The 12,260-nt window shown below is 35.8% G+C and carries 9 protein-coding genes; 3 read left to right on the top strand and 6 right to left on the bottom strand.

The features are described 5' to 3' along the window. Nucleotides 1-81: 81 nt before the first annotated feature. Together RF53_RS10320 and RF53_RS10325 are read right to left on the bottom strand one after the other, a co-directional pair. The gene (locus tag RF53_RS10320; RefSeq protein ID WP_006791618.1) at nt 82-303 is read right to left on the bottom strand and encodes a hypothetical protein; all 222 of its coding nucleotides are present in this window, start codon (nt 301-303) and stop codon (nt 82-84) included. A 58-nt stretch (nt 304-361) separates the two neighbouring features. Further along, the gene (locus tag RF53_RS10325) at nt 362-1,201 is read right to left on the bottom strand and encodes a patatin-like phospholipase family protein (RefSeq protein ID WP_039037586.1); all 840 of its coding nucleotides are present in this window, start codon (nt 1,199-1,201) and stop codon (nt 362-364) included. Nucleotides 1,202-1,685: 484 nt separating this feature from the next. On the opposite strand from RF53_RS10325, the gene RF53_RS10330 reads away from it, so the two are divergent. Further along, nucleotides 1,686-2,558, top strand: coding sequence for an SMP-30/gluconolactonase/LRE family protein (locus tag RF53_RS10330; protein WP_039037587.1), 873 nt, complete (start codon nt 1,686-1,688; stop codon nt 2,556-2,558). Nucleotides 2,559-2,570: 12 nt separating this feature from the next. Here RF53_RS10330 and RF53_RS10335 read toward each other — a convergent pair whose 3' ends face one another. The 3 genes from RF53_RS10335 to RF53_RS10345 form a co-directional block, all read right to left on the bottom strand. After that, nucleotides 2,571-3,029, bottom strand: coding sequence for an NfeD family protein (locus RF53_RS10335; protein WP_006791621.1), 459 nt, complete (start codon nt 3,027-3,029; stop codon nt 2,571-2,573). A 17-nt stretch (nt 3,030-3,046) separates the two neighbouring features. Next, nucleotides 3,047-4,000, bottom strand: coding sequence for a slipin family protein (locus tag RF53_RS10340; protein ID WP_006791622.1), 954 nt, complete (start codon nt 3,998-4,000; stop codon nt 3,047-3,049). Nucleotides 4,001-4,119: 119 nt separating this feature from the next. Next, complete coding sequence (locus RF53_RS10345) at nt 4,120-5,562, bottom strand: sensor domain-containing diguanylate cyclase (protein WP_039037588.1); 1,443 nt, start codon at nt 5,560-5,562, stop codon at nt 4,120-4,122. Nucleotides 5,563-5,779: 217 nt separating this feature from the next. On the opposite strand from RF53_RS10345, the gene RF53_RS10350 reads away from it, so the two are divergent. After that, entirely contained in the window at nt 5,780-6,673 is an 894-nt protein-coding gene (locus RF53_RS10350; protein ID WP_006791624.1) for a cation diffusion facilitator family transporter, read from the top strand. Between the two features lie 327 nt (nt 6,674-7,000). Here the strand turns inward: RF53_RS10350 and RF53_RS10355 are convergent, their stop codons facing one another. After that, complete coding sequence (locus RF53_RS10355; RefSeq protein ID WP_052242889.1) at nt 7,001-11,458, bottom strand: EAL domain-containing protein; 4,458 nt, start codon at nt 11,456-11,458, stop codon at nt 7,001-7,003. A gap of 209 nt (nt 11,459-11,667) precedes the next feature. Between RF53_RS10355 and RF53_RS10360 the strand changes: the two genes are divergently transcribed. Further along, entirely contained in the window at nt 11,668-12,219 is a 552-nt protein-coding gene (locus RF53_RS10360; RefSeq protein WP_006791626.1) for an isochorismatase family protein, read from the top strand. Nucleotides 12,220-12,260 lie beyond the last annotated feature (41 nt).

The following is a 12,260-nucleotide window of genomic DNA, read 5'->3' on the forward strand; positions in this document are numbered from 1 at the left end:
TCTCGGCAACTAAATACAAAAAAACGATTTGATTAAAATATAGATTTAGCGTACCTGTGTGCACGTTATCTAATTTTTAATTTAGTATGTTGAGTTAGGTGTGTACTCTGGGTTGATATCTCCATCAACTTCTTCTGGATCAACATCGTTTATCAGCAGTGTTTCTCTTACGGCTTCTATATGGTCAAGGACCGTTTGATAACGCTCACCATATTCATATTTAGTCACTTCAATAGCTTTTGGCATATATGTAAACGCTATTTTAAGAGCATGAAGTGCATCGTCATTTATTTTTTCACTCATATTTTTCTCCTGACTAAATTAATATCGGCGGTTAAAGTATTTTCTTTAATTGTTTATTTTAGACTGCTTGCAAGTATGCACGTGCCTCAGCTATGCCCATTTGGTATCCGTTATTTAAAATATTAAACGATTTGGTGGTTCTGCCCACTTTAAAGTGCTTTGGTGGTGCAATAATATTAACTATACAATCGCTGGGTGGGTTTTCTATAAAATCGATACTTTTATTATAAACGTCAGCTCTATTTAATGCTGCATTTATGAGTGCAGGATAGCCCTTATAAATTTGTTTAGTGAGCCAAGACGTTTTTGTCGCTTTTTTTTTGTACCCTCGTGAACGTGACAAGATAACCGTTATTTCGCGCGCCCCCATTTCATACGCCTTGATAACAGGAATAGAGTCTGCAACTCCACCATCCGTCATAGGTGTGTTATTTATAATCGGGTAATCACGATATGCAATAGGAATTGCGCAGGATGCTTTTAATTGCTCAACCATATTGTCGTTTGTTGCTTCTAAATAATAGGCTTTACCTGAATCTATAGCGGTAGTAACAATATAAAACGGTTGCGGGTTTTGCTCAAATATTTCGGTTTGTAGACGAATTTCACGAATAGTTTCTTCCCATAACCAATCAAGGTCAAATAAGTGACCACCTTTTAAAAACCGAGCCAGATTAATATACTCCGGCCTACATGAATAATCGGTTATTACTTTGTAGTTTCGCATGGGTTGCTTACATAAGAATGCAGCTACATTTGTTGCTCCTGCAGAAACGCCAAAGTAACAATCAAAGGGCTGATGATTTTGTGATAAAAATTCATCAAGGACGCCTGCAGCAAATATACCGCGCATTGCGCCACCTTCGACTACAAGTGCATGTTTTATATTTTTAGCCATAATTGTAACTCCTTTTAATCTGACTTTATGTTACCAACTATGGCGAGTGAGGGCGACTTATAAAACACATATTATCAATAAGTTGCATTCCTATTAAAAGTTAATTCAATAATAAAAAAGCAAAAAAATCAGACATTTAATTTAATAAATATGTTGGTAGTTAATATATTAATTAATCGGCATACTATTTTTAGAAATTTTATGGCTGTAATTACATCGCACTGAGTTATATTTTTTGTTAATGTTAGGCTTTAAGCTTATGTTAATAATAAAGCTTAAAAGGGTTACTGATACTGCAACATTAAGATGGATAAAACGCGTCAATGCTTTTACATAAATTGACAAATTTATAGTTATTATATCGCGAATGTAAGTCAGTATGATTTAGCCGTTGTCGCTATCGAGCCCGTTATTTAAGAACCTTGTGCTGCGATTAATTGTACTAAGGTCATAGTTTGCTCCCACAAGGTAAATAAACTCTAAAATGAGCGATTTTAAAATCACCTTATTTAATAATACGCAAAATCAGCTTGGCGAAAGTCCGCTATGGCACCCAATGTTGGCAAAACTCTTTTGGGTTGATATCAATGAAAAACTGTTATTTTGTTGCTCACTCGATGAACCAGCAAATGCCTACTCGGTTGAAATGCCTTTTATAGTGACAGCTATAGCTTGGCAAGATAAAGAGCATTTAATTTTAGGAACTGAATCTGGGATTTATCGTTATAATATAAAGCGTAAAATACCTCAGTTAATTACGGAACTTGAAAGTGGTGACTCGAATAGGCGCTCAAACGATGGGCGTGCCGATCCCTGGGGTGGCTTTTGGTTAAGTACAATGGATAAGACTGCCGAAAAAGGGCAGGGCAAGATATACCGCTATTACAATAAAAAGCTAGATTGCATTGTGACTGATTTAACCATTCCTAATGGTTTGTGTTTTGATAAAGCTCGCTCTCGTGGTTACTATTGTGACTCTTTTACAAGCTGTATTTATGTTCTTGAACTTGATATTAATACAGGTGAAGTTGCTGGCACGGCGAAGGTATTCTATCAATTTAATAACACCGATGTAGATCCCGATGGTTGCGTTATCGACAGTATTGGTAACTTGTGGTTAGCGGTATGGGGAATGGGCTGTATTATGTGTTTATCGCCTGATGCAGAAGTAATTCATACAATAAAAGTAAATAACCTCAATCCTACATGTACAGCATTTGGCGGCAAACAAGGTGAGCTGCTATTTGTGACTTCAGCAGTGTGCGAGTCTAATAAGGACTTACAAAATATACAAGGGACGACAATTCAAATTAGCGGGATAAAAAACGGGCAACTAGAGCCACCCGTTATTTTATAATTTGTTTACAGGTTACTGTGAGACTGGTTTGACCCACATAACGCCAACATCTTTTTTCATAACGTATACGCGAGTGCCTGCAGTAATTGTTTGCTCACTTTTTAATTTCCAGCTAATACCTGAATAATTATACGTAGTTAACCCTTGATCGGTAACGTCGTCATCTAGGGTAAACGTAAGCTCTGCAAAATCGTTTGTTACGGGCTTTGTATCCACACGGTTTTGCATTTTTTTTAGAGGTTTCCACAGGCCAATGGCTAAAATAGCCGTTACCACTGTGTTACTCCATAGTGCAGTTGTTAATGAGTCAGGCAATATTCCTATGCTCATTGAAAAACCAGTTATCAGTAGTGATAAGCCAAAAAATAATAGAATAATAGTAGAGAGACCCAGCACGGCTACTTCTATTATTAAGGCAATTATACCAAGCACCATAAGTGCTTGTGGTAAATTTTGCATAATAAAATCCATACAAACCTCTTTAGGTGTTAACCTTTATTTTGCTTGTTTAAACTATTAATGATTGCCATGCCTTGCGCAACCATTGAGCTTGCATCTGTTGCGTTGTCAGGGAGAAGAACAACAGATGATTCACGTGCAATGGCTTCTTTAGCCGAAATGGCTTTAGTTGCTAAATCAAGTTGAATCGCTTTTTGCCCTTGCTCTGTATCAGCGGCTTCACCGACTTTTAATAGTGCATTGGCTTGTGCTTCAGCGACGGTTGTAATTGCGGTAGCTTCACCTTCCGCACGTAAAATTTGCTCAGCTTTATCTGCTTCTGCAGCAAGCACTTGTGCTTGCTTTTTACCTTCAGCGACATTTATATTTGCTTGACGGTCACCTTCAGACTCTAAAATTTGAGCACGTTTTACACGCTCAGCCTTCATTTGTGCTTCCATAGCTTCCATAATCGAGTTCGGTGGCACAATATCTTTAATTTCGTAACGCAGTACTTGAATACCCCATGGCTCAGATGCCTGGTTTATTGCAGCTACGATATTTGTGTTTAGTAGGTCACGCTCTTCAAAAGTTTTATCTAGCTCCATTTTACCAAGCTCTGAACGCATTGTTGTTTGCGAAAGCTGAACAACCGCAAATGTATAATCGTCAACACCATAGGTAGCTTTGTACGGGTCTAATACTCGAAAGTATAATACGCCATCTACAATTAACGAGATGTTGTCTTTTGTTATAGCTGATTGAGATGGTACATCTTGCGCCTGTTCTTTTAAGCTGCGGTCGGCAGATATTCTATCGATAAACGGAATAATAAAATTAAGGCCGGCTTCTTTGGTTGATTGGTATTTACCAAAACGTTCAATTAGCCAAGCTCTATTTTGAGGGACAAATTTAACACTGCTTTTTAGAAGCACAATAACAAATATGAGTAAAAATGCCTCAACAGTAAATACGACATCGAGGATTTGTGACACTGGATCCATTTAAATATTCCTTATAATAATTAATCATAAAATGGTGTGTTGTTTTAATTATAAACTAATAAAGACTACCACTTTTCAATGTAATTACCTACAAAAAATGGGCACTTAAGAAGTACATATTATCGAGGGGGGCTCTCGGAAATTTTATTTCGACCAGTTTCTTTAGCGTTATAAAGAGCAGCGTCTGCTTTTGCAATAATGTCTTCTGCTATTGTTTTTGTGTTAGGAATTAGGCTATAAAAACCAATACTTAAAGTAAGCATATCACTTACTTCTGAATATTTATGCTCTATGCCCAACTTGGCTATTTCTTTTTGAATTAGAGTGGAAAAGCAATATGCATTATCAGTATTGGTACAGGGTAAAATAAGTGCAAATTCTTCACCACCATATCGAGCTGCTAGATCGCCGGGGCGCTTACATAAATTTTGCAGTGTTTCAGCAACTTGTTTTAATGCCTCATCCCCTTTTTGATGACCATAACTATCGTTGTATTTTTTAAAAAAGTCGATGTCGCAAATAAGTAAACTAATGGGTTGTTGGTAACGAACGCATCTTTGTATTTCGTCATCTATAGTTTGATCAAAGCATCGACGATTAGCTATGTTAGTCAAGCCGTCTGTATTTACCAGCTCACTTAATTGTTGATTGGCTGTGATAAGTTGCTGCTGAGTAAGTTCTAATTTTTGTTTATAGTTTATATTTTTGAACGCGTTGGTTAGTATTTCACCCACTAATTTTATTCTGATTAAATCAAGGTTTGTCCATTCACGTTTTACTGCTACACAATCGCAACCAATAAAACCAACAAGCTCTTTTTCGTAGCTTAAGCCAATGCACATTACTGATTTGATTTTTTGTAGTTCAAATTCTTTTTTTTCACCACCTGCAGAGGCTGGTAAATCCGCAACATCATTTACTTTAAAAAGGTAAGTGTCGTTCATTAATTTAAAAAAGTAGGGTAGTTCACTTTTAGGTACATTTTGCAACGAATCCTTAAAAGGCATTATGCCTTTATTTACCCATTCATGTGTATTACTCATTTGTGTGTTTGCGTCGTTAAATTTAAATAAATAGCTGCGATCTGCATGGCATACAGTGCCAATTGCTTTTAATGCATAATTAATATGTTTATCTACATCATCGTTTTGAATATCAATGAGATCGGCTGATATATTCGATATAACAACATCAAAATTATATTGTTCATCGACTTTTTGTTTTTCTATTTCAAAGGTGATCATTGAAACGGTCTCGGTAATATTGGCAAATTTAATGTTCAGTAAGAAGGCTGTTTGATCTACTTCAAGCACCACTTTATTTTGAACATTAGGTATAAGATAAACATCAAAAAGGTTCTGTAATAATAAAGTTTTTTTACTTAAAGGGCTTGTTAGCTTTATGTGACCAAAGTGATTTTCATTCAAGTCAGAATGCTGCTTTAAATTAAACAGGTTTAACGCGGATTCGTTCGCTTTGTAGTTGCGTGTTTTTGAGTCGTGGACCAAAACAGCAAAAGGGAGACACTTTAATGTACTCCAGATCTCTTTAATCGAGTTCAACGTTTAAGTTACCTCATTTTCTATAAAAGATAGGACATATCCGATTGATTTTTATTCTTATAATATAGTTTTAGTACAGTTTTGTTGATATTACTAACTTTTTTAGTGCGTTTATGTGAGTCACGCATTATAATTGATACTGTATATCATTACTCCTTTCTTCAGTGAGCCTTTAGCGGCTTACTTGCATTCTAAGTATAGGTAACCCAAGTATTTCATGACCGAAATTACAACACACCAAGCTTCTCGTAGGCGCTTACTCATTGCGCTTGCAATAACATGCTCATTTATGATCATACAAGTAATTGGCGCGTATTATGCTAATTCGCTTGCTGTATTAGCTGATGCAGGACATTTGTTTGTGCATAATAGTTCGCTATTTATTGCCTTAATTGCTTCAAGTTTTGCTATTCACTTAGCTAAAACTTTCAATGATGGCTATCAACGGGCTGAGTTAATGGGTGGGCTTATTAATGGCATTTTATATCTCGCAATTAGTTTGGTGATTCTATATGAAGGTGGGGAGCGATTTATTCATCAGCATGAAGGTAACGAACTTGAGATAAATAGTTACTTAATGTCGGTAATTGCGGGGCTGGGCTTTTTGTTCCACGGTGCCGCTGCTTGGGTGTTATACAAGGGACGAAAAGCAAGCATTAATGTTTATGCCGTGTTCTTACATTCGTTTTTTGATTTGATTTCTACTGTGTCCACTTTTGTTGCTGGTGTACTAATATATTTCACAGGCCTTGCGGTCATCGATATTTTATCGAGTATGCTTATAGCGTCGTTTGTATTGTTTACGGGCATTAAAGTAATTATAAGTTGTATTAAAGGTTTGCGTTTAAATAAAGCAAAACTTCCTAAGGTAGCAGATATTGAAAGCGAAATCACAAGCATAGAACACGTACATAACGTACATAATGTAACTGTAACACGTAATTACGATGGCTTAGTGGTGGGGGCTCATGTGGTACTCAAAAAGCACTGTACTATTGAAAAGCATGACGAAGCATGTCGCTTAAAGGTAGAGAATCTGCTTGCTGAAAGGTTTAGAGTAACGAGTAGCGTACTGCAAATTGAAAGCCATGAATGCCATCATATTCATTAGGGGTTAATAATCATTCAAGGTTGAATTTTAAACTGTATGTATGATATCTATTCAACCTAGAGCCTGCGAGTTGTGTACGCCCTAAAAGGTAAGAGTGCATATTAGAGCCAAACAAACGAGTCCCGAAGGGGGCTACCGGGGCAGTTTACTTCTTGTTGCTTGGCTTTGGTTTTCTGTTACAGAGTGTAAAGGCCGAAGAGTAGTGCAGGAGTAGTAGCCAACCTGGTGCTGCGATTAAACCGCTGTAAGTTTTAACAAACACTAACCCACAAAGGTCATTATAACTGTGTGTTAGTGGATGGGGGTTCTAATGCCTTGCTAGTTGCTTCAAATAAGCTCAATAATTTTTCTAAAACAACTATTTTCATTAAGTGCTTCGGCGCTCATTGGTTTTGCAAAGTAATAACCTTGAAGCACATGGCAACCAGCGTTAACTAAAAACTCCATTTGGTCACGATTTTCAACGCCTTCAGCAATACAATATAAGTTTAAATTTTCAGCTAAAGAAATAATAGTTTTAATAATTGACTCGTCTCCTTTGTCCTCACCAATACTATTTACAAAACTTTGATCTATCTTTATGACGTTAATTGGGAATTGGCTCAAGTAAGTCAGCGATGAATAGCCTGTACCAAAGTCATCAAGCAATAATTTAAATCCTGCTGCTTTTAATTTTTGTAACTGCTTAGCAGCTTTCAGTTTATCTTCAAGCAATATAGTCTCTGTAATTTCGAGCCTCAGTTGCTTTGGCAGAATACCCGCGTCTGCTAGTATGCATTGTAAACGTTCGGTTATGTTCTCCTTTAAAATATGTTTTGGTGATAGGTTTAAGGAAATATAAAATAATGGATTGTCATTCAGTAGTGGCGCTAATTCAATAAGTGCGCGTTTAAGGGCTAACTCAGTTAAGCGCTCGATTAAACCGGTTTCTTCTGAAATTGGAATAAACACTGCGGGTGAAACAAATTGCTCTTTGTTTTTCCAGCGCATTAGTAGCTCTACACCATTTATTGTTCTTGCTTCAATATCAACAATTGGCTGATAATGATTAAAAAATAAGTCGGCTTTTACTGCATCTTTTAAATCATTTTCGAGCATTAGCTTTTGTTTTATTTGTTCGTTCATTTCATCGCTAAAGAAGCTAAAACCATTCCTGCCATTTTGCTTTGCTTGCATCATAGCGACGTCTGCGTTACGAATTAAAATGTCGGTTGTTATTGCATCAAATGGGTACAAAGCAACGCCTATACTGGCAGAAATATTAATCGCAAAGTCTTCAATCATCACTTTATTTGCTAATTCTTTACTAATTAGCATAACTGTTTCTTTTAATGAGTCCTGAGATTCTACATTTTTAATAAGAACTAAAAACTCATCTCCACTTTGGCGGCCAAGCTGTGCATTTTCGTTAAGAATATTACTCACCCGTTCAGTAATATTACAAAGAAGCTTGTCACCTACAGCATGACCAAAAGAGTCATTTACTGGCTTAAACTTATCTAAATCTATAAATAAGAGTGCGCAATGTGTATTTGAACTTTCGGCTTGTTTAATGGCTTCCTCAATTTCTTGATACATTAAACTACGATTTGGCAGTTTTGTTAGTGCGTCGTAATTGGCTAAATAACGCAGCTCATTTTCAGCTCTTTTTTGCTCTGTTAGGTCAGAAATAACAATTACATAGTAGCTTACTTCTGTTGTACTTTTTGCTACAGCAGTCACATTAATATGCACTGGGTGCTTACTGCTTTTAGCTGTTTTTATTAACGTATCAATATGCCAGTTTTCAGTTGGTTGCAATTTTTTAAGTATTTTTGCGAACTCTTTACAGTTTTCTTTACCAATAGACTTTATAAATAGTTTCGGGCTAATATTTGTAAATTCCTCTGAATCAGAGAACGTTCTTATAAAACTATTATTTGCTGAAAATGGCATTAAATGATCGTCTAAAATCAGTAACCAATCGTTTATTTGGCTAAATGCTTCACCTAGTATTTTGGCTTGTTCTTCATTGGCACGCTGCTCTGTAATATTGGTATAAATACCAGATACATACAAAGGTTTGCCTGTTTGAGTGTCAAAAATTATTTGGCCAGTGTCTTGATACCACAACCACTGCCCATTTTTATGGCGGAGACGATATGTTAATTGCCAATTTTTACTTTTACTTTTTTTGCTTATAAAGCCTTGCCATTTGGTTTCAAATCGACGCTTATCGTCAGGGTGTATAATAGAATAAAACAGCTCTATCGATACTCGTTCTTCAAGGTTCTCATAACCCAGTTCTATGCCGCGTAAGGTATTTACAGAACCATCTTTAAATCGAAAATCCCATATTCCACTTTTATTATTTTTAAGAGCGAGCTCTGTTTGTTTTTTCGAATTTATAGTGTCTGTATGCGCTTGTTGAATAACATTTTGGCGGTTACGGTATTGCCAGAAAAATAAAGCGAAGAGGCTTAACATAACTATAATATAGGTGAATATCGCAAAGGGTGACTTCCAAGGAGCATAGGCTACATTCATGCTCAGCTTAACTGGTTGGGCTTTAATTACACCATCTTTAAAATGAGCGTTGATAGTGAGAGAGTAGCTTCCTGGTTGAAGTTTAGTAAAAAACACCTGATTTGATTTTAAGTTGTCATAGGTAAGTGATGTTGGGCCATCAAGAACCACATCATATAACGTTTTATTTGTATCTGGGTAAGAAAAGTCAGAAAAGCTTACCGTTAACCCCATATCATCATGGCTCAATTTGAGTGGTTGATTACTGTATGCAAGAGGTGAAAAAGGTAATTCTCTTGTCAATAGACTGACATCTGTAATTGCTAATTTATCTTTTTTAGTTGTTGCTTTTGTATTGAAATCAGCAGGATTAAAAAGCAGCGCGCCAGCATTACTACCTAATATTATGTGCCCATTATTCAATTTTCTTTGTGTGTAGTCTGTAAATTTATTGGTGCTTAAACCATCTTTAACAGAAAAACTTGTAACATTAAGTGTGTTGAGGTTTACCTTGTAGAGCCCATTCTCAGAGCTTGCCCACAGGTAATCATTTTCATCAGGCACTAAAGACAAAATTGAATTTGAATTTAAAGAACTTTTAAGCCCCAGAGAATGTTTACGTTCATAGCTTTGTGGGTCTATGCCAATTAAGCCTTCAAAAGTAGTTGCAAGCCATAAAACATTTCTTTTTAAGTCAAGGTAATAACTATCTACAGTGTAATAGATGTCGTCTCTATTCTTTGATGACTCAAATATTTGGGTTAAGCTTTGTGTTGACTCGTTATACCTATATAGGCTGTTGGTCATACTAATTAAAAGTTCATTTGGGTGTGTTTCTATTGGCGGAAGGAACACATAAGCATATACCGGGTCTAGAAAGTTTTTAAGTCCTTTAACAACCCTTATATCACCCGTTTTTTCGTTAAATAGGTAAAAGTTTTTGTCGTTTGCAAATGCATATTGATGAGTGCCAATTTTGGCAAAACCAAAAACAGTTGGTTGAGTAAGTAAATCGTTATTAGTACTTAAATTTGATACTAATTGCTTACTACTTTTATCAAACAATTCAAACCCATTGTATGTAGACAGCCATAAATATTGGTTGTTTCCAAGGGAGGAAGCAAAAATATCATAGACTGCTGACGAACCAAACACTGCTTTTGCGTCAGTTGAGTTTAAAAAAGTACGCGTAGTTTTTGTTTTAGGGTTGTATTGAGCTAGGCCATCGTTTGTGCCAAACCATATAGTATTATCTTCGTCTTCGTGAATTTTGTTTATCGTATTATTGACGGGCAACTTAATATTTTTAAATCGTCTTGTATTAATGGGCCACGTGAATACCCCTTGGCTTCTTGATGATAACCAAAGTACTCCTGTTTGGCTAATTGTTAAATCGTCAATTGAGTTATCGTTTATATTAAATTTACTTTTTTCATAATTTAAAATGAACTTTATTTCGCCGTTTACCCGGCTAAAACTATATAACCCTTTTTCTGTTGCTACAAACTCACCCTGGTCAGAATTAATGTAATCCCAGATATTAAGATCGGGAATAAGCGTCGTTATTTTAGAACTGAGTACAAGGTTATCTTCTGAAAATGCGAATTTATAAAGCCCTTCTACCGTGCCAACTAGAAGGCCAAGCTCTTTATCTACCTGCAAAAACTTTACATTAATGTTGTCTATTGTTGTTTTTTCGGCAGGGTGAAGTGGTATTTCTGTAAGCTGATTACTTACAAGGTTGAACTTATATAGCCCATTATTGGCACCAATGAAAAGTGTATTATTGTGTAGTGTTAAAGCGCGAATAAACGAAGTTTTTTCAGCTAAAGCGGCTGTTTGTGTAAAAGCTCCAGTGACTTTGTTGTAAGTGACTATTTGGTTATCAATTGCTAAGTAATAAAGTTCGTTTTTTTCAGCCATTGCTTCAACAGGTGAATAAATCTGTTTTTCTTTATCGAGTTGACCAGAGTAAATTTTTTCTGTTTTAAGGGTTAGTGGGTCTATTAGGTATGCCCCAGCTATATCAGTAGAAACAAGTAACTTACCGTCTTGTGTTTTTAACACCGTAGAAATATAGTGTTTGTCTAACTCAAAACCACCGTCGAATGTTTCAACGTTATAGCCATCAAACCTATTTAGTCCTTGTTGCGTAGCAATCCAAATGTAGCCAATCTCATCTTCTTGTATTTTTACAACGTAATTTTGTGAGAGGCCTTCATCGGTAGAAAGGCGTTGTAACTGTTGGGCATAATTTTGCGATGCAAATGCATTGGTCATACACAACATTATCAATAAAACAAAAAGGGATAATTTACTTATTGGCACTGATGACCGATCTCCAAACATGTATTGCTTTGTAAAGCTAAGTGTTAAATATAGCACAACTTTTATTTTTTTTTACAAATAAAATACTGGGTAAAACAATGTAAATTTAATGCAATGAACTAATGTTTATTATTATTTAAGAGCTTTAGGGAGGTCTTAAAATGGTTTTAACAAACATACAAGCTAAAGATAGTCTTTTACTGATCATAGATATTCAAGAGCGACTTTCCCCCATGATTAGTGATTTTCAAAGTCTTTTAAAAAATACACTAAAATTAGCGCAGGCATCTTGTGTGCACGATATACCAACACTTATCTCAGAGCAGTACGTCCAAGGATTAGGAGAAACCGACAACAAAATTAAATCTGTTTTACCGCGTGCTTCGTATTTTAGTAAGGTGCATTTTAGTGCTTGTGAAGAAGCTGGCTTCTTAGATAAGTTAATTAGTTTTAACAAAAAAACGATTGTTGTAGTGGGCACTGAGGCGCACGTGTGTGTTTTACAAACGTGTATTGATTTATTAAAAAATGGATTTGAAGTGGTTTTAGTAATAGATGCAATAGGCTCTCGTAATGCTGAGCATAAAAGTATCGCAATAGAACAGCTAAAGCTTGGCGGAGCGGTAATTTCATGTGCAGAAATTATTATATTTCAATGGACAAAAACTGCAGCTACGCCTACGTTTAAGAAAATATTACCTATAATTAAATAGGTTAGTTGTATATAGTGTAAATTAAATGTTTATTAATATTA

This window comes from Pseudoalteromonas sp. ECSMB14103, from assembly GCF_000813065.1.
GTDB lineage: Bacteria > Pseudomonadota > Gammaproteobacteria > Enterobacterales > Alteromonadaceae > Pseudoalteromonas > Pseudoalteromonas marina.

What these genes read in the sequence shown, in the direction of transcription:
- RF53_RS10355 (WP_052242889.1), bottom strand. Translation starts at nt 11,458, where the DNA reads ATGACCAATGCATTTGCATCGCAAAATTATGCCCAACAGTTACAACGC.
- RF53_RS10360 (WP_006791626.1), top strand. Translation starts at nt 11,668, where the DNA reads ATGGTTTTAACAAACATACAAGCTAAAGATAGTCTTTTACTGATCATA.
- RF53_RS10340 (WP_006791622.1), bottom strand. Translation starts at nt 4,000, where the DNA reads ATGGATCCAGTGTCACAAATCCTCGATGTCGTATTTACTGTTGAGGCA.
- RF53_RS10350 (WP_006791624.1), top strand. Translation starts at nt 5,780, where the DNA reads ATGACCGAAATTACAACACACCAAGCTTCTCGTAGGCGCTTACTCATT.
- RF53_RS10320 (WP_006791618.1), bottom strand. Translation starts at nt 303, where the DNA reads ATGAGTGAAAAAATAAATGACGATGCACTTCATGCTCTTAAAATAGCG.
- RF53_RS10335 (WP_006791621.1), bottom strand. Translation starts at nt 3,029, where the DNA reads ATGGATTTTATTATGCAAAATTTACCACAAGCACTTATGGTGCTTGGT.
- RF53_RS10325 (WP_039037586.1), bottom strand. Translation starts at nt 1,201, where the DNA reads ATGGCTAAAAATATAAAACATGCACTTGTAGTCGAAGGTGGCGCAATG.
- RF53_RS10330 (WP_039037587.1), top strand. Translation starts at nt 1,686, where the DNA reads ATGAGCGATTTTAAAATCACCTTATTTAATAATACGCAAAATCAGCTT.